Here is a 24,959-nt window from a genome sequence, read left to right as displayed (position 1 = left end):
GGTGGACGGCCCGGTCAGCGCACCGGGCGCGGGAGGGGCTCGACGCCCACGGCACCGGGAGAGCCACATGCCGCGACGTCAGAGATCACTGTGCGGAGCTCAGGAAGGACGAAGGTCCCTGCCCCGGCGGGCTGCCAGCACGCGCCCCCCTTGTTGGCCGGCGGTCGACAGGGCGCGGCCGGTCAGTAGTAGATGCCGATGCGGCGGCCGCCGATGATCTCGACGGTGACGTCCATGTCGTAGATGGCGCGCAGCCGCTCGGGGGTGATGATGTCCTCCGGGCCGCCCTGGCACAGCACCTTGCCGTCCCTCATGGCGACGATGTGGTCGGAGTAGCAGGAGGCGAAGTTGATGTCGTGCACGACGACGACGACGGTCTTGCCCAGGTCGTCGGCGGTGCGGCGCAGCAGGCGCATCATGGCCACCGCGTGCTTCATGTCCAGGTTGTTCAGCGGCTCGTCCATGAGCACGTAGTCGGTGTCCTGGCACAGCACCATGGCCACGAACGCGCGCTGGCGCTGCCCGCCGGAGAGCTCGTCGAGGAACCGCCCGGCCAGCGGGCCCAGGTCCAGGTAGTCCATCGCGGCGGCGATGTGGCGGCGGTCGTCGGCCGTCAGCCGGCCCCGGGTGTGCGGGTAGCGGCCGAAGGCGACCAGGTCCTGCACGGTCAGGCGCACCGCCAGGTGGTTGTCCTGGCGCAGGATGGACAGCCGCCTGGCCAGCTCGGCCGAGGGGGTGCGGGCCACGTCCAGCCCGTCCACGGACACGGTGCCGCCGTCCATCCGCAGCAGCCTCGCGATCATGGACAGCACGGTGGACTTCCCGGCCCCGTTCGCCCCGATGATCGACGTCACCCCGCCCGCCGGCAGCGACAACGACACGTCGTCCACGACCACCGCGGCGCCGTAGCGCTTGGTCAGCGCGTGGGTCTCGATCACCGCTTGGCCCCTCGCACGAGCAGGGCGATGAACACGATGCCTCCCAGGAACTCGATGATGACGGACAGCACGGTGTCCAGGCCGAACACGTGCTCGAGCACCGCCTGCCCGCCCACCAGGGTGATCACCGCCAGCAGGGCCGCGGCGGGCAGCACGACGGCGTGCCGGTGGCTGCCGGCGACCTGGTAGGCCAGGTTCGCCACCAGCAGCCCGAAGAAGGTGATCGGCCCGACCAGGGCGGTGGAGACCGACACCAGCAGCGCGCACGCGACCAGCACCGCCATGGTGCGCCGGTGGTGGTCCACGCCCAGGGCGGCGGCGTTGTCCCGGCCCAGCAGCAGCACGTCCAGCTCCCGCCGCGCCGTCCACACCCACCCGCACGCCCCGGCCACCACGACCGCGCACACCGCCAGCAGGGCCGGGTCGACCGCGGTGAACGAGGCGAACAGCCGGTCCTGGACGACCAGGAACTCGTTGGGGTCGAGCACCCGCTGCCAGAACGCCGACAGCGACCGGAAGAACGTCCCGCACACGATCCCCACCAGCACCAGCAGGTACAGCGAGCGGCGCGCCCCGCCGAACAGCCACCGGAACAGCAGCGCCGAGAACACCAGCATCGCCGCGACCTCGAGCCCGAAGCGCGCCACCGGCGCCACGGCGATCACCGCCGTCGAGCCCAGCGCGAACACCGCCCCGGTCTGGATCAGCGCGTACAGGGCGTCGAAGCCCATGATCGCCGGGGTCAGGATCCGGTTCTCCGTCACCGTCTGGAACAGCACCGTCGAGACCGCGACCGCCACCCCCACCAGCACCATGGTCGCCAGCCGCCGCGCGCGCATCGGCCCGATCAGCGCCAACGCGTCCAGCGCCCCGAACGCGACGAAGAAGGCCCCCACGGCCACCGCGGCCGCGCCCAGCACCGCCAGCCGCAGCCCCGGCCGGGGGCCCGCGGGCGCGCCCGCCGCCGCCCCCGGACCGGCCGGCGCCGGCTCAGCGCGCATCGGCGGGCCGCCGCAGCAGCAGGTACAAGAACAGCCCGGCGCCCACCACGCCGACGACCACGCCGATCGGGATCTCCGCCGGGAAGATCACCAGGCGCCCGATCAGGTCGCACACCAGCACGAACCCCGCCCCGGCCAGCGCCACCCACGGCAGCGACCGGCGCAGATAGTCCCCCATCGCCAGGCTCACCAGGTTGGGCACCACCAGGCCCAGGAACGGCAGCGCGCCCACCACCACGACGACGACCGCCGAGGTCACCGCCACGATCGCCAGCCCCAGGGCCAGCACCCGCCGGTAGCTCAGCCCCAGGTTGGTGGTGAACTCCTCCCCCAGCCCCGCCACCGTGAACCGGTTCGCCGCCAGGTACGCGACCACCGCGCACGCGCCCACCACCCACAACAGCTCGTAGCGGCCCCGGACCATGCCGGAGAAGTCCCCGGTGGTCCAGGACGAGACCGCCTGGAGCAGGCCCGCGCGGTAGGCCACGAACGTCGAGACCGCCCCGACCACCCCGGAGAGCATCAGACCCACCAGCGGCACCACGACCACCGAACGCAGCCGGATCCGCCGCAAGATGCCCAGGAACAACGCCGTCCCCGCCAGCGCGAACACCGCCGCCACGCCCATCTTCCCCACCAGCGGCAGCCCCGGGGCCACGATCGTCACCACCAGCAGGCCCAGCACCGCCGACTCCGTGGTCCCCGCCGTGGAGGGCTCCACGAACTTGTTGCGCACCAGCAGCTGCATCACCAGCCCCACCACCGCCATCGCCGAGCCCGCCAGCACGATCGACAGCGTCCGCGGCACCCGCGAGACCACCAGCGTCTGCACCTGCTCCGCGCCCAGGCCGGACGCGACATCGGCGAGGGAGAGCTCGGAGACACCCACGAACAGGCTGCTCACGCCGAGGGCGAGGACGACGAGGACGGCACCGGCCAGGGCGGGCGAGCGAAGGAGGCGGCCGGTCCTGATCGCTGCCGGCGCCGGTGCGACGACCGCCGCGCGCCGGCGCGGAGGGGCGAGGGTCGTCATGACGCCAGGGCCTTCCCGATCTCGTCGAGCATGGCCTGGATGTTGTTCAGGCCGTGCATGACGACGTACCACCGCTCCCCGTCGAGGTAGACCACCTGGCCGGTCTGCCACGCCGTGGTCGCGGCGACCAGCTCGTTGTCCAGCACCTGCTCCGCGGCCTGCCCCGAGGGCTGCCCGATGGCGGCGTCGCGGTCCACGGCGAAGATCCAGTCCGGGTTGGCATCCCGGATCAGCTCGAAGGAGACCACCTCCCCGTGCTGCGCGGCCGCCACGCCGGTCCGCGCCTCGGCCACGCCCAGGTCGGTGAAGATCGGCCCGTACCGCGACGCCGCCCCGTTGAGCGTGACCTCCCCGCCGGAGGTCTGCAGCACCATCCCGGTCCCCGCGGCCTCCCCGGCCGGGCGGATCTCCTCGACCTGCGCGTCGAGCTGCGCCACCAGCTCCTCGACCTCGGCCTCCTTGCCGAAGATCTCCCCGACCAGCGCCGCCGACCGCTCCGCCCCGGCCAGGCCCTCGGTGAACTCGTAGGTCACGTCCACCGTGGGGAAGGCCTTGCTCAGCTCCGGATAGGCCGCCGCCGACCGGAAGCCGACCAGCACCAGGTCCGGGTCCAGCCGGGCCAGTGCCTCGTGGTCCGGCTCCTGCAGGGTGCCCACGTCCGCGAGGTCCGCCGACTCGTACTCGCTCAGGAACGAGGGCACCGACGCCTTCGGCACCCCCACGACCTCCTCCCCCAGGCCCAGCGCGTCGAGCGTGTCCAGCGTGCCCATGTCGAACACCACCACCCGCTGCGGGTCCGCCGGGATCTCGGTGGCGCCCTGCGCGTGCTCCACGGTCACCGTGCCCGGCTCCTCGGCGGCCCCCTCGGTTCTCCCGCCTGGGGACGCGGCGGTGGCCGAGCACGCGGCGAGCGTCATGAGGGCGACGACGGTCCCGGCGGCTGCACGGCCACGACGGTGGGCGATGGTCATCTCGGCTCCCGTTGCTCGGTCGTCCCGTGAGGGAAGGCGTACCTAACTCGTGAACCGATGTTCCACGCCCGGACGCATCGGCGTCAAGTAGTTGTAGTACTTTTCGGTGAGAGACCTCCGGCCGATCCACGCGGAGACGGAAGGCCCGGCGGGGCGGCGCACGCACGGTCCACACGGCGCGGCGGCGTGCGGGGGCCCGGCCCCAGGAGGCGCCCGCCGGTCCGCGGAGAAGCCGCCCGCCACCGCGCCCGGCGTCAGGCGTTCAGGCGTTCAGGCGTTCAGGCGTTCAGCGACCCTTACGCTCCAGGAAGGCGGTCATCCGCTCGAACTTCGCCTCCGACTCGAAGAGCACGGCCTGCGCGACCTCGTCGATCAGCGGGTGCGCCGCCGCGGGCGCATGGAAAGCCGCCTTCGTCAGGCGCAGCGCGAGCGCGTCGGACCTGCCGATCCGGTCCGCGAGCGCGTGGGCCGCCGGCAGCAGCTCGTCCGGCTCGTGGACCGCCGTCACGAGCCGCACCGCGAGAGCCTCGTCGGCGTCGAGCACGCGCCCGGCGAGCAGGATCTCCTTCGCGACCGGCTCACCGACGAGCTCCTTGAGGCGCCAGGTGGCACCGGCGGCGGCCATGATGCCCAACCCACCCTCCGGGTTCCCGAAGCGGGCGCGCGGCGTGGCGAGCCGGAAGTCCGCGGCGTACGCGAGCTCCGCGCCGCCGCCGAGCGCATAGCCGTCCACGGCCGCGACGACCGGCAGCGGCAGGCCCTGGATCCGCGCGAACAGCGAGGAGTTGATGCCCGCCAGCGCGTCCTCCCGGCGACGCTCGCGCAGCTGGGCGATGTCCGCGCCGGCGGCGAAGGTGCCGTTCGCGCCGGTCAGGATGAGCACCTTGGGCACGGCCTCGAGGGCGGCGCAGACCTCGTGGAGCTCGTCCACCATCGCCCTGTCGATCGCATTGCGGACCTCGGGCCGGTCCAGCGTGACGACCCAGCGGTCCGGGCGCTCCTCGACGCGCAGGGTGGTCAGGGTGCGGGTCGAGCTCGTGGTCATGGCCTGCGCTCCGTGGTCAGGCGGGGGTACCGCGCCGTCGTGGTAGGTCCCGCGCGCTCCGTCTCAGCCCGCCCATCTAACCACCGGACAGGGTCCGGACGCGCCCGAACGCGACTCCCGTCCGTGTCGTCGCGGCACGGAGATGTCACACGTCCCGAGATGTCCGTTACCTTTGGTCGTCAATACTCGCCGACGGGAGTGATGGACTCATCGATGCCCCAGACGACAACGACCACACGGCGCACGCCCTTCCTCTCGGGCGGTCCGGAGGCTCTGTTCCGGGTCAGTGACGTCGTCGGCGACTCCGCGCTCGTCAGCGGCTCCATGCACACGGGGCCATGGATGTCGGGACCGGACGGCAGCGCGAGCCTCGGGTCCCTCGGGGTGCTGGTGGACGACGCACTCGCCTACGCCGTCCTCGCCGACCGCCCGGAGGGCTCCTGGGCGGTCTCCACCGAGATCTCGGTGGAGCTCTGCGCCGCCCCTTCGATGGACGGCTCGGCGCTGCGGTCCACGAGCAGCGTGGTCGCGCGCGATGCGACGGGCGGGCTGGCACGCGGCGAGGTGCGCGACGAGCGGGGTCGCGTCGTCGCGTTCGCGAGCCAGCGCCTGCGTTTCAGCCCCGGCGTACCGGCCACGCTCGAGACCCCCGGCTTCGACGCCGACCGGGGCATGCCCGCGATCGGCGTCGCCGAGCCGGGGCGTCCGCGGCCGGGAGTTCTCGAGACCCTGGGCGCGACGGTCATCAGCGGGGACGCGCGCGCCCGCCTCGCGCTGCCCTCCTCGCCGTGGCTGGTGAACCCGATGGGCAACGTGCACGGCGGGATCCTGCTGTGCGTGAGCGAGGTCGCCGGCCTGGTCGCCCTGCAGTCCGAGGCGCACCCGCTCGCCACGACGGCGGTGCACATCAGCTACGTGCGCCCGGCCCCCCTGCGCGGCGAGGTCACGGTCGCCGCCGAGGTCCTCCACCGCGGGCGCACCCTCGGTGTGGCACAGGTCCGCACCCTGACCGCGAGCGGCAAGGTCGCGACGGTGGCGACCGTGACGGCGCAGCGGCCCGCCGGCTGACGCACCGAGGACGCGGGCGCGCGCCGAGGAGGCCCGTGACCGCCGGGACATTCTCCAGCCTGCTCCCCGGAACGGCCCGACTGCAGGACGGCGCCGCCGTCGGACCTGCGCTGCGCGATCCGCGTCGACGTGTGGGAAGGTCCGGGAGCGCACGGCGGCGACGTCAGCGCAGCGACATCGCCGGGAGGCGAGTGAGCAGCTCGGACATCTCCTCGGCCGGCCGGGCGCCGGTCACCGGCATGAGGACCGGCACCGCGCCCGCGGCGCGGAGCTCCGCGAGCCGGCGCGGCAGGCCCTCCGGCGTCACGAACAGGGCGTGGACGAGCTCGTCCGGCAGCCGGGCCGGCGCCTCGCGCAGGCGTCCCGCCGCGTGCAGCGCGCGCGCCTCGGCCACGACCTCGCCGAAGCCGAGGCGGGCGAAGTGCCGGGCGTAGGGCTCGGCCATCATGTAGGAGACGACGTCCCGCCGGGCGCGGAGGTCGCCGTCGGGGGCGGCGAGCACCCAGCAGTACGCCATCACGGTCCTGCCCGGCACGGGCCCCGGCAGGTGCGCCGGCGGCGTGTGGTTGACGATGACGCCGTCGGCCTCGGTCAGGCCGAGCTCGACCATGCGCGGCCCCATGGCGCCGAGCAGCACGCGGACGTCCGCCTGGCCGGCCGCGGGCAGGGCGAAGGAGCCGCGCCGCGTCTTGCCGAGCACCTCGCGCAGCTCGCGCAGCCGCGCCCGGGTCGTGCTCACCGACGGGTCGTAGGCGGCGCCGTGCCAGCCCCCGACGATCTGCCGTGTGGAGACCCCGACGCCCAGGAGGTACGGCACGGCGGACACCGTGGCCGCCGTCCAGGCGCCCATCGCGAGCGCGGGCACGCTGCGCGTGCCCAGCGGCACGACGCCCGTTCCGGTGACCACGTCCGGCGCGACGGCCGCGAGCGCCGCGGACAGCGCGACGGCGTCGACGCTGCTGACCTCGGTCGCGAGGACGGCTGCGACCCCGGCCGCGCGCGCCTGCCGCGCCAGCTCCAGGGCCGTGCGCCCGTCGATCCCCAGCGCGCCGGAGATGCCCAGTGCCACGGGGACGGACCCGTCCGGCCACACCGGGGCCGGCGTCGCGCGTGCCACGGCCGTCCTGGTGGGCGCTGCGGCGGGATCCGCCGTCGTCGCTCGCGCCGAGGTCACCGCCGCACTCCCGCCGCCTCCACCAGCGCCCGGCCGGCCTCGGTGATCACGCGGTCCTGCTGCTGGGTGGCCAGCAGCGGCGGCTCGGCGGTGTAGAGCTGGGCCAGGGCGGTGCGGTCCAGGCCCACCTCGCGGGCCACCTGGTGCGCCTCGAGCTTGTGCATCCGGCCGCCCGGCGCCTCGGCGATGCGGCGCAGCAGCGCGAGGGTCGCCTCCTCGTCGGAGGTGCCGGCCGAGGCGGTGACGACGGCGGAGAACTCGGAGAGCAGCTCCTCCATCTGCCGGAGCATGCCCTTCATGGCGGTGCGCAGCCGCGTGAGGTCGTCGACCTCCGACGGGCCGGGGGCGGTGCCCTGCCAGGTCCGCTTGGGGTGGCGGCGCAGGTACTCCTGCTCCAGCTCGAGCATCCGGTCGGTGTGGGCCTGGTACTGCTGGGCGGTGCCGTGCAGGAACACCCAGTTCCGCGTGGCGTGCGCGCGTGCGCCCTGCCGCTCCAGCTCCTCGTCGGACAGCTCGCCGGCGGGCACCCCGTTGCGCTCCATGTCGTCTCCTCCGCGTCAGTTGGTCTTACGTCAGGGCGGTACGGCAGTCGTCGAGGTCGACCTGCCGGAGGACCTCCGGGTACCGGCGCGCCTCGGCGACGTAGTGCTCGACGCCGTAACGGATCCACTCCAGGTGCTCCTCGCCGGTCAGCGGCCGGACCCGGCCGGGCACGCCGAGCACCATCGAGCCCGGCGGCACGGCCAGGTCCTCGGGCACCAGCGCGGCGGCGCCGACCACCGAGCCCGTGCCCACGCGCGCCCGGTTGAGCACCACGGACATGGACCCGATGAGGCACGAGTCCTCCACGGTGCAGCCCTCGAGGTGGGCGTTGTGGCCCACCACGCAGCCGGCGCCGATGAGCGTGGGCCACTCCGCGGTGGTGTGGACGACCGTGCCGTCCTGCACGGAGGTTCGGTCGCCGACGCCGATGGCGCCGGCGTCGCCGCGCAGCACGGCCGAGGGCCACACGGACGCCTCGGAGCCGATGGTGACGTCGCCGATGAGGACGGCGTCGGGGTGGACGTAGGCGTCGGGCGCCACGCGCGGACGGCGGCCGGCGTACGCGTACACCGGCATCTCAGCGTCCCCCGATCCCGGCGTACACGGCCGCCGCGTTGGTGCCGAGCACCCCGGTCAGGGTGTCCTCGGGCAGGCCCAGCCCCGCGACGGCCCGGGCGTTGGCGGCGACGCCGGGCACTCCCGGCCAGTCGGTGCCGAAGATCCAGCGGCGGGCCAGCCGGCCCAGGTCGAAGCGGGCGTAGTAGTCCGGCAGCCGCTTGGGCGGCAGCCCGGAGAGCTCCAGCCACACGTTCTCGTTCGACAGGGCCAGGAAGGCTGCGGAGTCGTACCACCAGCCCCGGCCGCCGTGCGCGAGGACCACGGTGAGGTCCGGGAACAGCCGCAGCACCGGGTAGAGCAGCTCGGGGTCGGCGTACTCGTTCATCGAACCGGGGAACGTCGACGTCCCGCAGTGCACCACCAGCGGCACCTGCCGCTCCGACAGCACCGCGTAGGCGGGGAACAGGGCGGGGTCGTCCACCCGGAACCCGCCGTGCACCGGGTGCAGCTTCAGCGCCGCCGCCCCGAGGTCGAGCTGGCGCACGAGCTCGCGATCGACGGGGAAGTGCAGGTGCGGGTTGACGTTGGCCACCGGGCGGAACCGGCGCGGGTTCTGCTCGACGATGGGCAGCAGGTCGTCGAAGAGCTGGTAGCCGGTCGCCTTGGGGCTGTACTCGCAGAACAGGAGGGCGACGTCCACGCCCTCCGTCTCGAACAGGGCGTCCAGGCGGGCCGGGTCCGGGGTGCCGTCGGGCAACCACATCTCCTCGAGCACCCCTGTGGGGCCGAAGTCGCGGGCCCACGCCTTCCAGGCGGGGGCGAGGGTGTCGAGGCGCGGGACGTGGACGTGGGCGTCCACCAGCAGCCGGTGTCCGTCGAGCATCAGTTCCCCGCGTGCTGGGCGACGAGCTCGGTGTCCACGCCGATGGGCCCGACCGTGCGGGACCCGCCTGGGGCGCCGACGGCTTCCGCCCGGCCGGGCAGCGGCAGCTCGAAGAACCGGCGGTTGTCGGCGATGTACTCGGCCTGATCCTCCGGGACGCGGCGGTCCTGCGCGATGGCCTCGACCGGGCAGACGGGCTCGCACGCGCCGCAGTCGATGCACTCCTTGGGATTGATGTAGAGCTTGCGCTCCCCCTGGTAGATGCAGTCGACCGGGCACTCCTCCACGCACGACTGGTCGGTGATGTCGATGCAGCTCGAGGTGATCACGTAGGGCATGGGTGTCCTTCTTTCTGTGCTCAGGCCACCGGGGCCGGGACGGGTGCGGCGTCGGTGCTGTGGCCGGGGAAGAGCTGGGCGTCCGGGTCCAGGTGCACGGCCGCGTTGTTGACGGCGGTGGCGACCTCCCCGAAGCCGACGGCGATGAGCCGGACCTTGCCGGGGTAGTCGGTGATGTCCCCGGCGGCGAAGACGCCCGGCACGCTGCTGGCCATCGTGGGGTCGACGACGATGTGCCGGTTGTCGTGCATCTCGAGGTTCCACCCGCGCAGCGGCCCGAGGTCGGCGAGGAACCCCAGCGCGGCGACCACGCGCTGCGCCGGGAGAACCTCCGCGCCGTCCGCGGTGCGGATCTCGACCGCCTCGACGGCGTCCCGCCCGCGGATCGCGGTGACCTGGGCGTCGGTGAGGACGCGCGCCCCGGACGCGTGGACGGCGTCGACGGTCGCCGCGTGCGCCCGGAAGGCCTTCCGGCGGTGGACGAGGGTGACGGACCGGGCGATGGGCACCAGGGCGAGCACCCAGTCGCAGGCGCTGTCCCCGCCGCCGACCACCACGACGTCCTGGCCGGCGTACTCGGCGAGCGACGGCACGAAATAGCTCAGCCCCCGGCCCAGCAGCTCCTCGCCCGCCGGCAGCGGCCGCGGGGTGAAGGTGCCGATGCCGCCGGTGACGACGACGGCGCCGCAGTCCACGACCCGGCCGGCGGAGGTGGTCACCTGCCACCGGTCCCGCCCCTCCCGGCGCTCGGCGCTCAGTCCCAGCGCCTGCTCGCCGAGCAGGTAGACCGGGTCGTACCGGCCGGCCTGCTCGACGAGGTTGTCCACGAGCTCGCGGCCCAGGATGCTCGGGAAGCCGGCGATGTCGTAGATCGGCTTCTCCGGGTACATCGCCGCCACCTGCCCGCCCGGCTCGGGCAGGGAGTCGATGACGGCCACGCTCAGGCCCCGGACGCCGGCGTAGTAGGCACCGTACAGACCGACGGGTCCGGCGCCGACGAGCAGCAGGTCGACGACGACGCACTCGCCGGGCGGAGCGGGAAAGGTGCTCATGAGGGGGTCCCTCCGGTGGCGGTCGGGTCAGCTGGCGGGCACGGCGCTCGTGGGCTGCGCCGCCCCGCCGCCGGCCGGCTGGGCGAGCAGCTCCCTGACGCGGAAGCGCTGGAGCTTGCCGGTGGCGGTGCGCGGCAGCGTGTCGACGATCCGCAGCGAGCGCGGCGCCTTGAAGTGCGCCATGCCCTCGCGGCAGAACGCGATGAGCTCGCGCTCGGTCACGGTCGCTCCCGGGCGCAGCACCACGCAGGCCACGGGCTTGTCCAGGCCATCCTCGTCCGGCAGGCCGACGACGGCGGCCTCGGCCACGTCGTCGTGCTCCATGAGCCGGGACTCCACCTCGCTGGGCGAGACCCAGATGCCGCCGGCCTTGATCATGTCGTTCGAGCGCCCCAGGCACGTGTACCTGCCGGTCTCGTCCTGGACGTAGGTGTCACCGGTGACCAGCCAGTGCCCCTGGAAGACGCTGCGGCTGGCCTCGGTGCGGCACCAGTAGCCGGTGGCGATGGACTCCCCGCGCACGTACAGCGTGCCGGGGGTGCCCGGCTGCACCGGCTCGCCGGCCCCGTCGCGGATGGACACCTCGTAGCCGGGCACGGGCAGCCCGCTGGTCCCCGGAACGATGTCGTCGGGGCGGTTGGACAGGAAGATGTGCAGCGCCTCGGTGGACCCCAGCCCATCCAGGATCGGCACGCCGTACCGCTCGGTCCAGCGCAGCTGCAGCGCCGCGGGCAGCACCTCCCCCGCCGACGTCGCCAGCCGCACCCCGGCCATCGTCTCCGGCGGCAGGCCGGCGGCGAGCATCCCGGCGAAGAACGTCGGGACGCCGAAGAACAGCGTGGGGTGATCGGCCGCGGCGCGCTCGGCGATGTGCTGCGGGGAGGCGCGGCGCGGCTCGAGGATCGAGGTGGCGCCGACGGACAGCGGGAAGATCAGCCCGTTGCCGATGCCGTAGGCGAAGAACAGCTTGGCCGCCGACAGGGTGCGGTCCTCCGGCCGGATGCCGAGCACCTCCTTGCCGTACGTCTCGGCGACGTGCCGGATGTTGGCGTGCCGGTGCATGGCCGCCTTCGGCTTGCCCGTGGTGCCGGAGGTGTACAGCCACAGCGCCGGGGAGTCCTCGATGGTGTCGGCCACCGCGACGCCGGGACCCTCCACGGCAGCGAGCGCGTCGTCCCACGCCACACGGGTCACGTGGGCCGGCACGTCGGGCTCGGCGCCGCCGAGGACGACGAGGTGGGTCACGGCCCGCGAGCCGGCCGTCGCGTCCGCCGCGGTCTCCGCGAACTCCGGCGTGGCCACGAGGACCCGGGCGCCGGAGTCGGCGAGGATCTCGCCCAGCTCGTCGGCCGACAGCATGGTGTTGACCGGCACGGCGATCATGCCGGCGCGGAACGCGCCGAGGATGGCCTCGGTTAGCTGGAGGGTGTCGGCCATGAAGAGCATGACCCGCTCCCCGCGCCGCACCCCCAGCCCCTCCAGGGCGGCGCCGACCCGGGCGGTGCCCGCCCGCAGCTCGGCGTAGGTGGTGTCCTGGCCGTCGTAGCGGATGGCCACCCGGTCCCCGCGGCCGGCCGCGACGTGGCGGTCCACCAGGTACTCGGCGGCGTTGAAGAGCACTGACATCGTTGTCGTCTCCGTATCTCTCGCTCGGGTCGGTGTGGGGCCTCAGACCCGCTTGAGATCGAAGTCGGCGCGCTGGCCGGTGCCGTACCGCCGCAAAGCCCCTTGAGTGCCCGAGGCGTTGGGGCGCAGGAAGATCCAGTTCTGCCAGGCGGTGAGGCGGCCGAAGATCTTCGTCTCGACGGTCTCCGGGCCGACGAAGCGGTGGTTGGCCTCCATGCCGGTGAGGGCGTCCGGCGAGAGCGAGGCCCGCTCCTCCAGCGCGATGCGCAGCTCGTCGTCCCAGTCGATGTCGTCCGGCGTCATGGTCACCAGGCCGAGCTCTGCGGCGGCCGCGGCGTCCAGGGGCTCCCCGGCGCAGGCCCGCACGGCCGCGACCGCGTCGTCGTGGCCGTAGAAGCGCGACTCCAGGCGGGTCAGCCCGTTGCCCATCGGGTAGGCGCCGAGATTGGCCCCGCTCACCACGACGGTCGCCGGGGCGGCGTCGGGGTCGACGTCCTCGAAGACGCCGTCGAGCATGTACTGGCGGTCGCTGGCCAGCGCCAGCTCGAGCAGCGGGCCGGCGAAGCAGCTGCCCGGCTCGATGACGGCGACGAGGCTGCGGCTGGTGACGTCGAGCCGCTTGAGCGTGCGCTTGAGGTACTGGCGCACCTCGTTGACGAACCAGTCCCCGGCGAGGTCCTCGAGCTGGCGGTCGTAGGCGAGGACCTGCTCGGCGTCCCCGCGGGTGCGGAACACCCAGGTCCCCAGGAGCGGCTCGTTGGTGCGCAGCCGGAGCACGAGGTCGTCGAGCGCACGGGTGACGGCCAGCGGCCAGTAGTCCACGCCCTGGGCGAGCACGCCGGCGGCGTCGGCGGGCGGCGCGGCGTCGGGAGCGTGGACGGTGATCTCCACCCGCCGCTCGTCGCGCAGCAGGGTGGCCTCCACGTGGGGGTAGGCCAGCGAGGTGGCGGTCTCCGTGCGCTGGAGCGGGGTGAGCACGACGCCCGTGGCGCCGGCCGGCCGGGCGGAGGCCGCCGCGGCCTCGTCCGCCCGGCGGCGGACCTCCTCGGCGAACCGGGCGCGCGGCACGGCCGCGTCCACCAGGCCCCACTCGGCGGCGGTCTGGCCTTTGATGCCGTCGCTCTTGGTGGCGAAGACGTCGGCGCGGTCCTTGCGGACGTGGCGCTTGTCCACCACGCGGGTCAGCCCGCCGGTGCCCGGCAGCACCCCGAGCAGCGGCACCTCGGGCAGCGAGACGGCGGAGGAACCGTCGTCGACCAGGACGACCTGGTCGCAGGCGAGGGCGAGCTCGTAGCCGCCGCCGGCCGCCGTGCCGTTGAGGGCGGCGATGTAGGTCTGGCCGGAGGTCGCCGTGGCGTCCTCGATGCCGTTGCGGGTCTCGTTGGTGAACTTGCAGAAGTTCACCTTCCAGCCGTGGCTGGACTGGGCGAGCATCCGGATGTTCGCGCCGGCGCAGAACATGCGCTCCAGCCCACCCGTGACGACGACCGCCCGGACCTCCGGGTGCTCGAAGCGCAGCCGCTGCACGGCGTCGTAGAGCTCGATGTCCACGCCGAGGTCGTAGGAGTTCATCTTCAGCTGGTAGCCCGGCACCAGACCGCCGTTCTCGTCCACGGCCAGGGTGAGCGTGGCAACATCGCCATCGATCTCCAGACGCCAGTGGCGGTACCGCTCGGGCGAGGTGTCGAACGAGACGGTGACGGCACCGCCCTGCTCCCCGGCGCCCGGGCCGGTGGCAGCGTCAGCGACAACGGTCATGGGGAAACCTCCCGGCGTTGGGACTGTTGTTGAGTAGACTCTACAGCGCAATCGTGTGCCGTCAATAGGTTGTAGTACGTCCACGGCGGCAACCTTGACGATGGCCGCGAGGCACCGGCGCCGATGTGCGACACCTCGACGTCCGTACACTCCCTCCATGGACACGCTCGCCGCCGAGACGGCTCCCCAGCTCTCCCGCCGCCGGGCGACCGGGATGGTCAGCGCCCGGTCGCTGCTGCTGACGATCCTGGGCGAGTTCGTCCTCCCCCGGCGCCTGCCGGTGTGGACGGCGACGTTCACCGACGCGCTCCTCGCGCTGGGGGTGGAGGACAAGGCGGCCCGGCAGGCGCTCGCCCGCACGGCGGCCGACGGCCTACTCGCCTCGGAGAAGGTGGGGCGGCGCACCCGGCGGCGCCTGTCGCCCGAGGGCACGCGCCTGCTGGAGGAGGGGGCCGCACGCATCTACGGCTTCGCGCGCGAGCGCCAGCACTGGGACGGCCAGTGGCTGGTCCTGGCCGTCACCGTCCCGGAGAGCCAGCGCCAGCTGCGCCACCGCCTGCGCACCCGCCTGACGTGGGCGGGGATGGGCTCGCCGGCGCCCGGGCTGTGGGTGGTGCCGGACACCCGGCGGCTGCCGGAGATCTCCGGGATCGTGCACGACCTCGGCATCGAGGGGCACGCGCTGGCGTGGGTGGGCTCCGCCGCCGACATCGGCACCCCGCGGGACGTGGTCGGCGCCGCCTGGTCGCTGGGCGAGGTGGCCGAGGACTACCGGCGCTTCGTGGCCGAGTTCGCCGACCGGCGTGCCGTGGGCGAGAAGGAGTCCTTCGTCGCCCAGGTGAGCCTCCTGCAGGCCTGGCGGAAGTTCCCCTTCCTCGACCCCCAGCTGCCCGCCGAGCTGCTCGAGGAGGACTGGCCGGGCACGCGCGCCCGGGCGGTCTACGACCGGTGCCACCAGGAGTGGCACGAGGCGGCGCAGGCCTACTGGGCCGGGCTCGTCGTCGCGGCCGAGCAACGGTCCTGACACGGACGGGCCCCGGCGCATCCGGCCGGGGCCCGTCAGCACGCCCGTGGGCAGGCGGGTTCAGCTGTCCTCCTGCCAGAAGTGGACGTAGTCGAACTCGACGCCCATGTGGTTGATGCCCTGGGCCGGCGGGGCGATCCAGCTCGCGAAGACGCCGGGCTCGTACTCGGGCTTCATGAGCGAGGCCACGGCGGCGCGGTCCTCCGCCGTCGGCAGCCACTCGTCCTTGCGAGCCTCCCACTCGGCGTCGCCGAGGATCTCGCCCTCGGGGCTGACGTGCGCGCCGGCGTAGGCGCCGACGCCACGGTTGAAGCCCTCGTGCGGCAGGAAGAGCCGCTGGGGCAGGCCGGCATCCTCGAGCGCCTGGTTCCAGCGACGCACGCCGTTCTCGCAGTCGGCCACGTACTCGTTCCGCAGGTCCAGGTTGAGCGCGTTGAGCGCGGGGACCTTCTCGGTGACCAACTTGCCGTCGACGACCTTGGTGAGCTCGGCCTCGGCGTCGAGCAGCACGTGGTCGTCCTTGCGGCGGGTCTCCATCCACCGGCCCTTGAGACCGGAGGTGTAGTAGTTCGCGGCGTTGGAGGACAGCTCGGAGCCGAAGAGGTCCAGCGAGATGGAGAACTGGGCGTTGAGGTACTTCTGCACGATGCTCAGCGAGATGCCGCCGTGCGGCAGCACGTCGTCGGTGTCGTGCTCCTTCATGAGCTGCGCGGTGCGCTCCACCACCCGCTGGACGCCGGTGGTGCCGACGAACATGTGGTGCGCCTCCTCCTTGAGCATGAACTCGCAGGTGCGCGCCAGCGGGTCGAAGCCGCTCTCCTTCAGGGCGCCGAGCTGGTACTTGCCGTCCCGGTCCGTGAAGTAGGTGAACATGAAGAAGTTCAGCCAGTCGGTGGTGTCCTCGTTGAACGCCCCGAGCATGCGCGGGTTGTCGAAGTCGCCGCTGTTGCGCTTGAGCAGCTCCTCGGCCTCCTCGCGGCCCTCACGACCGAAGTACGCCTGCAGCAGGTACACCATGGCCCACAGGTGCCGCCCCTCCTCGACGTTGACCTGGAAGAGGTTGCGCAGGTCGTACAGGCTCGGCGCGGTCGCGCCCAGCTTGCGCTGCTGCTCCACGCTGGCCGGCTCGGTGTCGCCCTGGATGACGATGAGCCGCTGCAGGTCCGCACGGTACTCGCCGGGCACCTCCTGCCAGGCCGGCTCCCCCTTGTGCTTGCCATGGGAGATCTTCCGGTCGGGGTCGCCCTCGGCCAGGAAGATGCCCCAGCGGTACTCCTCCATCGGGACGAAGTCGTAGTGGGCCCAGCCGTCGCGGCCGACCGCGATGGCGGTGCGCAGGTAGACGTCCTTGGTGGGGAGCTCCGGACCCAGGTTCCTCCACCAGTCGAGGAACTTCGGCTGCCAGCTCTCGAGCGCCCGCTGGAGCTTGCGGTCCGTGGAGAGGTTGACGTTGTTGGGGATCTTCCCGCTGTAGTCGATCTTGCTGACGGGCCCGGTGGGGTCTGGGGCGTCTCCGACACGCTCGTCGATGGTGGTCATCCGATCGTCCTTCTCCTAGGGGACGCTCGCCGTATCGTTCGACGGCGAACAATACTGTCGTCATCATTCTGTAGCACGATATGGCCCGGCGCAAGGCCCTTGGCCGCCGGGCCGTGGCCGATGTCGCCGTCGCGCGGAGCCGCGTACGTCGGCGCAGGTCAGCCCCGCGTCGCCGGACGCGTCAGCCCACGCCGAGCAGGCTGCGGGCCAGCTTCTCGTCCTGCCGGAACTCGCCGACCGTGCTGGCGTGCACGATCTGGCCCTTGGCCATGACGTTGACGCGCGAGGCGACGTCGAAGGCGAGGTGCAGGTCCTGCTCGACGATGAGCACCGCCATGCCGGTGCCCGCCAGGTTGCGCAGCACCTCCCCCACCTGGTCGACGACGGCGGGGGCGAGGCCGTCCGAGGGCTCGTCGAGGAGCATCAGCCGCGGGGAGCCGAGGAGCGCCCGGCCGATGGCCAGCATCTGCTGCTCGCCCCCGGAGAGCTGGGAGCCGAGGTTGCCCCGCCGCTCACGCAGGCGCGGCATGAGGTCGTAGACACGCTCGACCGTCCACTCGCCAGAGCTCTTCCGCACGGAGATCTGGAGGTTCTCCTCGACGGTGAGCGGCGCGAAGACCCGGCGGCCCTGCGGCACGATCCCCACGCCCGCCCGCGCGACGACGCTCGGGGGCCGGCGGGTGACGTCCACGCCGTCGATGCGCACGTGGCCGGCGCTCGCGCGGACCAGGCCCATCACGGTCTCCATGAACGTCGTCTTGCCGACGCCGTTGCGGCCCAGGAGCGCCACCGCCTCGCCGGGCGCGACGGTCATGGAGACGCCGTGCAGCACGCGGCTGCCGTCGTATCCGGCGACGAGGCCCTCGACCTCGAGGAGCGGGCGTGCGTTCATCGGGCGGCTCCGAACAGCGGCGCGGTCGAGCGGGGCCGGCCGAGGTAGGCCTCGCGGACCTTCTCTTCGGCGCGGACCTCGGCGGGGGCCCCGTGGGCGATGAGCCGGCCGGCGGCCATGACGCTGACCCGCTCGGCCAGGCGGAAGACGACGTCGAGGTCGTGCTCGACGACGAAGACGGTGATGTCGCGGGGCAGCGACTCGACGAGCTCGACGAACCGGTAGGTCTCGGCGACCGACATCCCCGCGGTCGGCTCGTCGAACATCACCATGCGCGGCCGGCAGGCGAGCACCATGGCCACCTCGAGCTGACGGCGCTCGCCGTGCGAGAGGGCGCCGGTGAGCGCCTCGCGCCGGTCGAGGAGGTCCACCGCCCGCAGGTGGCCGGTGGCCTCCTCGGCCACGGCGCGGTCCCGCCGCGGGCTCGGCCACGGCCGCCGGGGGCGGCCACCGGCGCGCTCGACCGCGAGCCGGACGTTGTCCTGCACGCTCATGCCCAGGAACAGGCTGGAGTGCTGGAAGGTCCGCACGAGCCCGGCCCGGGCACGGGCCGCCTCCCCGAGGGCCGAGACGTCCCGCCCTCCGAAGACCACCCGGCCGCTCGTGGCGCGCGTGCGCCCGGCGACGGTGGCGAACAGGCTGGACTTGCCGGCGCCGTTCGGGCCGATCAGCGCGTGCCGCTCCCCCGCCCGCACCGTGAGGCTGACGCCGTCGACGGCGTTGAGGGATCCGTAGGTGAGCTTGAGGTCCTGCACCTCGAGCAGGACGTCGCCCGCTGGCGTGGTCATCGGTTACCCCCTCGGAGGCGGAGCCGGACGCCTGCGCCGGCGATGCCGCGCGGCAGGACGAACACCGCGAGGACGAAGACGAGGCCGAGCAGCAGGCCGCCGCGGCCGTCCACGAAGGTGGAGAGCCAGTCACGCACCAGGATGACGACGGCGGCGCCGATCACCGGGCCCCACAGCGTGCCCGCGCCGCCGAGCACCACGCTCAGCAGCGCGAAGGCGGCCATGTCGAACCCCAGGTCCCCCGGCGAGATGAACCGGGTGGCCGCCACCCACGCGGTGCCGGCGGCGCCCGCGAGGGCGCCGGCGACGACGTAGGCCAGGAGCTTGACGGGGTAGGTGTCCTCGCCGAGCGCCCGCAGGCGCAGCTCGCCGTCGCGCACGCCGCGCATGGAGCGGCCCAGCGGGGAGCGGACCACGACGAACGCGGCCGCCAGTCCCAGGAGGAACACCGCGAGCACCCACCAGTACACGTAGCCGGCGATGGTCAGCGGCTCCCCGCCGGGCACCACGGTGATGGCCGGGATGCCGGAGAGACCGTTGCTCGCCCCGATCACGTCCAGGGAGTCCGCGAGCCGGTGGCTGAGCTCGCCGATGGCCAGGGTGACCATCAGGAAGACGATGCCGGAGGTCCGCACGGCGACCGCGCCGGTCACGGCCGCCAGCAGCGCCGCCGCGGCGGCGCCCACGACGAGCTGGACGACGGCGTTGTCGGTGACGTGGATGGCAACCATCCCGGCGCTGTACGCGCCGGCGCCGAAGTAGGCGACCTGGCCCAGCGTGGGCAGCCCGGTGACGCCGGTGAGCAGGTCGACGGTGACGACCAGCAGGGCGAAGGCCAGGATGCGGCTGCCGAGGCCGATCGGGTAGGTGGGCAGGAAGAGCGGCAGGGCGGCGAGCACCAGCACCGCCGCGACCACCACCGCCCGGCGCAGCGCAGGGCGGCGAGGGTTGCGGCGCGGCAGCGCGGCGGCGCCGGCCTCGACCGTGCCGGTCGCGAGGACGTCTCCGATGGCGCTCACGCGTGGGCTCCCGTCTTGGCGGGCAGCAGCCCGGCCGGTCGGAGCAGCAGGACGGCCGCCATGGCGGCGAAGAGAAGGAAGGAGGCGAAGTCGTCGAGCAGGGCGACGCCGAGGGTCTGGACCTGGCCGACGAGCAGGGCGCCGACGGCGGCGCCGCGCAGCGACCCGAGGCCGCCGATGACGACGATGACCAGGGCGAGCAGCAGGATCATGTCGTCCAGGCCGGGCTGGGCGCCGAGGACCGGGGCGGCGACGAGGCCGCCCACCGCCGCAAGCGCCGTGCCCGCACCGAACACCCCGCCCAGGACGAGCCGGGTGCGGATGCCGATGGCCTCGACCATGCCCCGGTCGGCCACGGTGGCGCGGACGATCGCCCCCGCCCGCGTGCGCTCCATCACCAGGTACAGCACGACGGCGACCAGGATGCCGACGCCCACCATCGCCAGGCGGTAGACGGGATAGGGGCTGCCGAGCACCCCCACCGTGCCGGCGAGCGCGGCAGGTGGGGGCACCGACTTCACGTCCGCACCGAAGACCTCCTGCAGCAGGTCCCCCGCGACCAGGGCGACGCCCAGCGTGAGCAGGGCCTGCCGCAGATGGTTGTGGAGCGAGGACGTGAGCACCGCCAGGAGCAGCCCGACGAGCAGTCCCAGGGCGGCCGCGGCGAGCACGGCCGCCAGGAACAGCCCGTTGGAGCTCTGCCCGCCCAGCACCGCGACCCCGATGTAGGCGCCGATCAGGGAGACCGCGCCGTGCGCGAGGTTGAGGACGTCCATGGTGCCGAAGACCAGGGACAGCCCGACGGCGATGAGGAACAGCACCGCCGCGAGCGCGAGGCCGTTGAGGATGGTGGGCAGGTTGGCGTCGAGCCAGATCACGGCAGGCTCCTACCCCAGCTCGCGGACCGCGACATTGACCAGGCCGCCGTCGACCTCCTGGACCTCGCGCAGGTAGTACGGCTGGTCGGGGTTGTGGGACTCGTCGAAGCTCCACGGCCCGCGGGGACTGTCGATCTCGCCGATGCCGCCGAGCGCCGCGGCGATGCCGGCACCGTCGGTGGACTCGGCGTCCTCGAGCGCCAGGTCGAGCGCGGCGGCGGCGTCGTAGGCCTGGACCGAGTAGACCGTCGGCACCTCGCCGTAGGCGGCCTCGTACGCCTCGACGAACTCCGCGTTGCGGTCGCTCTCGATCGTGTGGCTGTAGTGCAGGGCGGTCTTGGTACCCACGGCCGCGCCGCCCTGCGCCTCGAGGACCGCACCCTCCGTGAGGAACCCGGTGCCGTAGAGCTTCACGGAGTCGGAGAGCCCGAAGGTGTCGTACTGCTTGACGAAGTTGACCGCCTCCGCGCCCGCGTAGAACGAGAACGCCGCGGCGGCACCGGAGCTGCGGATCTCGCTGAGGTAGGGCTGCCAGTCGCTCGTGGTGCCGAACGGCGTGAACGACTCCCCGGCGACCTTCCCGCCTGCCGCCTCGAAGGCCTCCCGGAAGCCGCCCACCTGCTCGTGGCCGGCGGCGTAGTCGGCGGTGATGAGGTAGACCGAGCCGTCACCGACCTCTTCGGCCACGGCGGCACCGATGGAGCCGCCCACGGTCGAGTTCACGAACGAGGTGCGCCAGATGTAGTCGGACGGCTCGGCGGTGATCTCGTCGGCGCCGGCGTTGGCCACGATGAACGGCACCTCGGCCTGGATGAAGGTGTCCCGCAGCCCGGCGGCGGTCGCCGAGTTCACGATGCCGACGACGGCGGAGACCTGGTCCTGCGTGACGAGCTTCTGGGTGGCCGGGACCCCGGCCTGCGGGCCCTCGCCCTCGTCGACGGAGACGAGGTCGACGTCGTAGCCGCCGAGCTGGTTGTCGTGCTCCTCGAGGTAGAGCTCGAAGCCCTGCTGCATGTCCTCGCCGAGGGGCGCGTACACGCCGGACAGCGGGACGGACAGGCCGATCTTGACGGGGCCGGCATCCTCCGGAGCCGCGCTCCCGGGGGCGTCGTCCTCGGCCAGGCTGCTGCCGCCGCAGGCGGCCAGCAGGCTCGCGGCGAGAGCTCCGGAGAACAGGACGACCGCGCGGCGGGGGGCGCGGAAGATGGTCGACGGCATTGATCCTCCATTGGACGTGCCTTCTCAGGAATCCGCAATCTTCCACAGGTTTGCGATGTGGTCAACGACTTCTGTAGTGCGTTTAGGACACGGTCGTACAACGATCGGCACGCGCCAGGGCGGTGCCCACGTCGCCTGACGTCGTCGACGGCACCCCCGCGTCCGCCCGCGCCGCCGTGGCCGGCGACGCGGCGCTCCGCGACCGGTGACGGCGCGCACACGTCATGCAGCAGGTCGGACGTGAGGGCGAGGCCTCGACGCGCCAGGCGGCATCGGCGAGGCCCAGCCGCACCGGTCACTCCCGCAGGAGCCGCGCCCCCGTGCGTCAGCGGACCAGCTCCCGTACCCGCGCCTGAGCCGAAGAGCTCGAGCCCCCGAGGCCTCAGCCGAAGAGTTCCAGCACCCGCGGCGAGCCCTGCACGGCCGTGCGCTGGAGGTGGTGCGCGACGGCCCGCAGGCCGCCCTCCTCCTCGCCGCCGCCTGCCCGTCCGGGCCCGCCGTGCACGAGCTGGGGCATGGGTGTGCCGTGGCCGGTGCTCTCGCCCGCGCTGTCGCGGTCGAGCACGAGGACTCGGCCGTGGTGCGGGGCGGCGCCGGTGACCAGCTCGCGCACGACGTCCGGGTCGCGGGAGACGACGGAGGCGACCAGGGACCCCCCGCCGCGCGCCAGCAGGTCGACGGCGTGGGCGGTGTCGCGGTACCCCAGCAGCGTCGCGACCGGGCCGAAGGCCTCGACTGTGTGCACCTCGGCCCGGTCGGCGTCGTCCGCCCGCAGCAGCGTAGGGGCGACGAACGCGCCGGTGCGCGGGTCGGCGCCGACCGCCTCCGCGGGTGCGGCGCCGCCCGTGACGACGGTGGCGGCGGCGCGGAGCCGGCCCACGGCGGCGAGGACCTCCTCGCGCTGGGCCTGCCCGGCCAGCGCCCCCATGGTGACGCCCTCGGCGCCGGGGGCGCCCACGACGACGCGGGCGAGCCGCTCCGCGATCGCCCCGGCGACCTCGTCGAGGCGCGCCTCGGGGACGAGCACGCGGCGGATCGCCGTGCAGCGCTGCCCCGCCTTGCAGGTCATCTCGTGGACGACGGCGTCGGCGAAGAGATCGAGCTCCTCGGTCCCCGGCGTCGCGTCCGGGCCGAGGACGGTGCCGTTGAGCGAGTCCGCCTCGGCGTTGAACCGCAGCGAGCGGGCGGTGACCGCCTCGTGACCACGCAGCCGGGCCGCCGTCGTCGCCGAGCCGGTGAAGGAGAGCAGGTCCTGCCCGCCCAGGTGGTCGAGCAGGTCCCCGACGCCGCCGCTGACCAGCTGGACGGCACCCTCGGGCAGCAGCCCTGACTCGGCCATGATGCGCACGGCGTGCTCGGCGACGTAGGCGGTAGGAGTGGCCGGCTTGACGATGCTGGGCACGCCGGCTATCAGGGCGGGCGCGAGCTTCTCGAGCATGCCCCACACGGGGAAGTTGAAGGCGTTGATCTCGACGGCGACGCCGGTCAGCGGCGTGAGCAGGTGCCGGCCGGCGAAGGTGCCGCCGCGGCCGAGCGGCTCGACGTCACCCTCGGGCAGCACGTTGGCGTCCGGCAGGGTCTTGGCCTTGCTGGCGAAGACCAGCGCGGTGCCGATGGCGCCGTCGACGTCGACCGAGGCGTCGGCCGGCGTGGCGCCCGTCCGGGCGGAGAGCTCGACGAGCTCCTCCCGCCGCTCCTTCAGGGCCAGCGCGAGCGCCTTGACCGTCGCGGCCCGCTGGGGGAAGGTGCTCCGCCGCAGCGCCGGCCCGCCCACGTCGCGCGCGTAGGCCACGGCCGCGGCGGCGTCGAGCCCGGCGCTGGAGACCGTGACGACCTCCTCGCCGGTGACCGCGTCGTGCACCGTGGCGCCGGGCTCGTCCGCGGACCACCAGCGCCCCTCGGTCCAGCTCTCCAGGGCGCGCACCGTCGTGCGTTGCAGCATCGTGCCTCCTCGTGTCAGCCGTCACGGCCGGCCGCGCGTCGCGCCCGGCCCGCGCCGGTCATTCCCAGGCGTAGAAGCCCCGGCCGGTCTTCCGGCCCAGGTCCCCCCGCTCGACCATCTCCACCAGCAGCCCCGGCGGGCGGAACCGCTCCCCGACCGACTCGTGCAGGAACCGCGCGATCCCCAGCCGCACGTCCAGGCCGACGAGGTCGGTCAGCCGCAGCGGCCCCATCGGGTGGCCGTACCCGAGGGTCATGGCCGCGTCGATGTCCTCCGCGCTCGCCACCCCCTCCTCCAGCATGCGGATCGCCTCGAGACCGAGCGCGACGCCGAGGCGGCTGCTGGCGAAGCCGGGTGAGTCCTTGACCACGATGGGGGTCTTGCCCAGGGCGGTTACCCACTGGACGACCAGCCCGGGCAGGTCGTCCTCGGTCTCGGGGCCCACGACGACCTCGACGAGCTTGCTCGCGGGCACGGGGTTGAAGAAGTGCATGCCCAGGAGCCGCCCGGGGTGCTGCAGGTCCTCGGCGATGAGGTGCACCGAGAGGCTGCTCGTGTTGGTGGCGAGCACCGCGCCCGGCCCGACGACGTCCTCCGCGCGCCGCAGCGACTCCACCTTGAGGAGCTGCTTCTCCGGGACGGCCTCGACCACGAGCCCCGCGCCCTCCAGATCCTCGTACCGGGCGGACACGCGCACGCGCTGCAGCACGGGGCCCGCGTGGTCGACGACGCCGCGCCGGACGGACTCGGCGACCGCGCGCTCGACCGCCCCGCGGGCCGCCTCCGCCGCGCCGGCGTCCCGCTCGACCACGCACACCTCGGCACCGGCGAGGACGAAGGCGTGGGCGATGCCGGAGCCCATGCGGCCTCCGCCGATCACACCGACACGGTCGGGAACGCTCATCGCAGACCTCCAGCGACGTCGAGGACGGACCCGGTGACGAACCGGGCCTTGTCGGAGCACAGGAACGACACAACTTCGCCGACATCCCCGGGGGTCCCGAGGCGCCGGAGCACGTTGGCCGTGGACATCGCCTCGATCGCCCGCGGGGAGGTCGTCGAACGCAGCAGGCCGGTGTCGGTGGCGCCCGGGCGGACCACGTTGACCCTCACGCCGCGCGCGCCCAGCTCCTTGGCGGCCACCCGGGAGGCCGCCTCCACCCCCGCCTTGGCGGCGACGTAGCTCGCCTGGCGCTTCGGAGCCAGGTCGGTGGCCGCGCTGGAGACGGTGACGACCGATCCGCCGTCGGCCACGTGCCGGCCCGCCGCGCGCAGCGCGTAGAGGGTCGAGACGAGGTTCAGCCGGAGGATCTCGTCGATCTCCTCATCGGTCAGCTCGGTCAGGTGGGTGAAGGTCCACCGGCCGACGCAGTGCACCAGGCACGTGAGCCGCCCGCCGCCCGCCAGCTCCCGCACGGCGCCGTCCAGCTGGGCGCTGTCGGTGGCGTCGAGCGCGCGGAGGGCAGCGGGGCGGCCCGACCCCACGAGCTCCCCGACCAGCCCCTCGGCCCGCTCGCGGTTGGCCGAGTACGTGACCACGACCTCGTAGCCGTCCTCCGACAGGGCGCGCGTGACGGCGGAGCCGATGCCGCCGCCGCCGCCGATGACGAGGGCGACGCCACGGTCCGCCACGTCGCGATGCATGTCCGACATGCTACATGTTTGCGGTGT

General features: G+C 73.6%; 24 protein-coding genes. 2 read left to right on the top strand and 22 right to left on the bottom strand.

What is annotated here, in order from left to right:
- Window positions 1-182 precede the first annotated feature (182 nt).
- From ACF0H8_RS05080 to ACF0H8_RS05060, 5 genes are all read right to left on the bottom strand, one after another.
- The gene (locus ACF0H8_RS05080; protein WP_395287900.1) at window positions 183-938 is read right to left on the bottom strand and encodes an ABC transporter ATP-binding protein; all 756 of its coding nucleotides are present in this window, start codon (window positions 936-938) and stop codon (window positions 183-185) included.
- Complete coding sequence (locus ACF0H8_RS05075) at window positions 935-1,939, bottom strand: iron chelate uptake ABC transporter family permease subunit (protein ID WP_395287899.1); 1,005 nt, start codon at window positions 1,937-1,939, stop codon at window positions 935-937. Before ACF0H8_RS05075 ends, ACF0H8_RS05080 begins: the two co-directional genes overlap by 4 nt.
- On the bottom strand, window positions 1,929-2,972 hold the full coding sequence (locus tag ACF0H8_RS05070; protein ID WP_395287898.1) for an ABC transporter permease: 1,044 nt from the start codon (window positions 2,970-2,972) through the stop codon (window positions 1,929-1,931). Before ACF0H8_RS05070 ends, ACF0H8_RS05075 begins: the two co-directional genes overlap by 11 nt.
- Window positions 2,969-3,943: a siderophore ABC transporter substrate-binding protein gene (locus ACF0H8_RS05065; protein WP_395287897.1), complete on the bottom strand. Its 975-nt coding sequence runs from the start codon at window positions 3,941-3,943 to the stop codon at window positions 2,969-2,971. Before ACF0H8_RS05065 ends, ACF0H8_RS05070 begins: the two co-directional genes overlap by 4 nt.
- 286 nt (window positions 3,944-4,229) lie before the next feature.
- Window positions 4,230-4,988: an enoyl-CoA hydratase/isomerase family protein gene (locus ACF0H8_RS05060; protein ID WP_395287896.1), complete on the bottom strand. Its 759-nt coding sequence runs from the start codon at window positions 4,986-4,988 to the stop codon at window positions 4,230-4,232.
- A gap of 213 nt (window positions 4,989-5,201) precedes the next feature.
- Here ACF0H8_RS05060 and ACF0H8_RS05055 point away from each other — a divergent pair, with 213 nt between their 5' ends.
- Complete coding sequence (locus tag ACF0H8_RS05055; protein WP_395287895.1) at window positions 5,202-6,056, top strand: PaaI family thioesterase; 855 nt, start codon at window positions 5,202-5,204, stop codon at window positions 6,054-6,056.
- A 163-nt stretch (window positions 6,057-6,219) separates the two neighbouring features.
- Here the strand turns inward: ACF0H8_RS05055 and ACF0H8_RS05050 are convergent, their stop codons facing one another.
- The 8 genes from ACF0H8_RS05050 to boxC are packed head-to-tail and all read right to left on the bottom strand — an operon-like array spanning window position 6,220 to window position 13,988.
- Window positions 6,220-7,173 (bottom strand): LLM class flavin-dependent oxidoreductase, encoded by a 954-nt coding sequence (locus tag ACF0H8_RS05050; protein WP_395287894.1) that lies wholly within the window; start codon window positions 7,171-7,173, stop codon window positions 6,220-6,222.
- A gap of 53 nt (window positions 7,174-7,226) precedes the next feature.
- The gene (locus ACF0H8_RS05045; RefSeq protein ID WP_395287893.1) at window positions 7,227-7,772 is read right to left on the bottom strand and encodes a DUF6158 family protein; all 546 of its coding nucleotides are present in this window, start codon (window positions 7,770-7,772) and stop codon (window positions 7,227-7,229) included.
- A 25-nt stretch (window positions 7,773-7,797) separates the two neighbouring features.
- A complete protein-coding gene (locus ACF0H8_RS05040; protein WP_395287892.1) occupies window positions 7,798-8,349 on the bottom strand; it encodes a gamma carbonic anhydrase family protein in 552 nt (183 codons plus the stop codon).
- A 1-nt stretch (window position 8,350) separates the two neighbouring features.
- Complete coding sequence (locus ACF0H8_RS05035; RefSeq protein WP_395287891.1) at window positions 8,351-9,214, bottom strand: amidohydrolase family protein; 864 nt, start codon at window positions 9,212-9,214, stop codon at window positions 8,351-8,353.
- Window positions 9,214-9,552 carry a ferredoxin gene (gene fdxA, locus ACF0H8_RS05030; protein ID WP_395287890.1) on the bottom strand — a complete coding sequence of 113 codons (339 nt, stop codon included), beginning with the start codon at window positions 9,550-9,552 and terminating at the stop codon, window positions 9,214-9,216. Before fdxA ends, ACF0H8_RS05035 begins: the two co-directional genes overlap by 1 nt.
- Before the next feature lie 20 nt (window positions 9,553-9,572).
- Entirely contained in the window at window positions 9,573-10,604 is a 1,032-nt protein-coding gene (locus tag ACF0H8_RS05025; RefSeq protein WP_395287889.1) for an NAD(P)/FAD-dependent oxidoreductase, read from the bottom strand.
- Window positions 10,605-10,631: 27 nt separating this feature from the next.
- Window positions 10,632-12,230 (bottom strand): benzoate-CoA ligase family protein, encoded by a 1,599-nt coding sequence (locus tag ACF0H8_RS05020; protein WP_395287888.1) that lies wholly within the window; start codon window positions 12,228-12,230, stop codon window positions 10,632-10,634.
- 42 nt (window positions 12,231-12,272) lie between these two features.
- Entirely contained in the window at window positions 12,273-13,988 is a 1,716-nt protein-coding gene (boxC, locus tag ACF0H8_RS05015; RefSeq protein WP_395287887.1) for a 2,3-epoxybenzoyl-CoA dihydrolase, read from the bottom strand.
- 157 nt (window positions 13,989-14,145) lie between these two features.
- On the opposite strand from boxC, the gene ACF0H8_RS05010 reads away from it, so the two are divergent.
- Window positions 14,146-15,012, top strand: a complete 867-nt coding sequence (locus ACF0H8_RS05010; RefSeq protein WP_395287886.1) for a PaaX family transcriptional regulator C-terminal domain-containing protein — start codon at window positions 14,146-14,148, stop codon at window positions 15,010-15,012.
- A 60-nt stretch (window positions 15,013-15,072) separates the two neighbouring features.
- Here ACF0H8_RS05010 and boxB read toward each other — a convergent pair whose 3' ends face one another.
- From boxB to ACF0H8_RS04965, 9 genes are all read right to left on the bottom strand, one after another.
- Complete coding sequence (gene boxB, locus ACF0H8_RS05005) at window positions 15,073-16,551, bottom strand: benzoyl-CoA 2,3-epoxidase subunit BoxB (protein WP_395287885.1); 1,479 nt, start codon at window positions 16,549-16,551, stop codon at window positions 15,073-15,075.
- A gap of 181 nt (window positions 16,552-16,732) precedes the next feature.
- On the bottom strand, window positions 16,733-17,443 hold the full coding sequence (locus ACF0H8_RS05000; protein ID WP_395287884.1) for an ABC transporter ATP-binding protein: 711 nt from the start codon (window positions 17,441-17,443) through the stop codon (window positions 16,733-16,735).
- Window positions 17,440-18,231 (bottom strand): ABC transporter ATP-binding protein, encoded by a 792-nt coding sequence (locus ACF0H8_RS04995; RefSeq protein WP_395287883.1) that lies wholly within the window; start codon window positions 18,229-18,231, stop codon window positions 17,440-17,442. The genes ACF0H8_RS05000 and ACF0H8_RS04995 overlap by 4 nt, the downstream gene beginning before the upstream one ends.
- Entirely contained in the window at window positions 18,228-19,250 is a 1,023-nt protein-coding gene (locus ACF0H8_RS04990; RefSeq protein ID WP_395287882.1) for a branched-chain amino acid ABC transporter permease, read from the bottom strand. The genes ACF0H8_RS04995 and ACF0H8_RS04990 overlap by 4 nt, the downstream gene beginning before the upstream one ends.
- Window positions 19,247-20,128, bottom strand: coding sequence for a branched-chain amino acid ABC transporter permease (locus ACF0H8_RS04985; RefSeq protein WP_395287881.1), 882 nt, complete (start codon window positions 20,126-20,128; stop codon window positions 19,247-19,249). The genes ACF0H8_RS04990 and ACF0H8_RS04985 overlap by 4 nt, the downstream gene beginning before the upstream one ends.
- Window positions 20,129-20,137: 9 nt before the next feature.
- On the bottom strand, window positions 20,138-21,346 hold the full coding sequence (locus ACF0H8_RS04980) for an ABC transporter substrate-binding protein (protein ID WP_395287880.1): 1,209 nt from the start codon (window positions 21,344-21,346) through the stop codon (window positions 20,138-20,140).
- 382 nt (window positions 21,347-21,728) lie between these two features.
- Complete coding sequence (gene paaZ, locus ACF0H8_RS04975; RefSeq protein ID WP_395287879.1) at window positions 21,729-23,288, bottom strand: phenylacetic acid degradation bifunctional protein PaaZ; 1,560 nt, start codon at window positions 23,286-23,288, stop codon at window positions 21,729-21,731.
- A gap of 58 nt (window positions 23,289-23,346) precedes the next feature.
- The gene (locus ACF0H8_RS04970) at window positions 23,347-24,192 is read right to left on the bottom strand and encodes a 3-hydroxyacyl-CoA dehydrogenase family protein (protein ID WP_395287878.1); all 846 of its coding nucleotides are present in this window, start codon (window positions 24,190-24,192) and stop codon (window positions 23,347-23,349) included.
- Window positions 24,189-24,932 carry an SDR family NAD(P)-dependent oxidoreductase gene (locus ACF0H8_RS04965; protein WP_395287877.1) on the bottom strand — a complete coding sequence of 248 codons (744 nt, stop codon included), beginning with the start codon at window positions 24,930-24,932 and terminating at the stop codon, window positions 24,189-24,191. The genes ACF0H8_RS04970 and ACF0H8_RS04965 overlap by 4 nt, the downstream gene beginning before the upstream one ends.
- Window positions 24,933-24,959: the final 27 nt, after the last annotated feature.

The sequence above is a fragment of the Georgenia sp. AZ-5 genome, assembly GCF_043952095.1.
Taxonomy (GTDB): Bacteria; Actinomycetota; Actinomycetes; order Actinomycetales; family Actinomycetaceae; genus Georgenia.
This window is presented reverse-complemented; position numbering and strand designations above follow the sequence as displayed.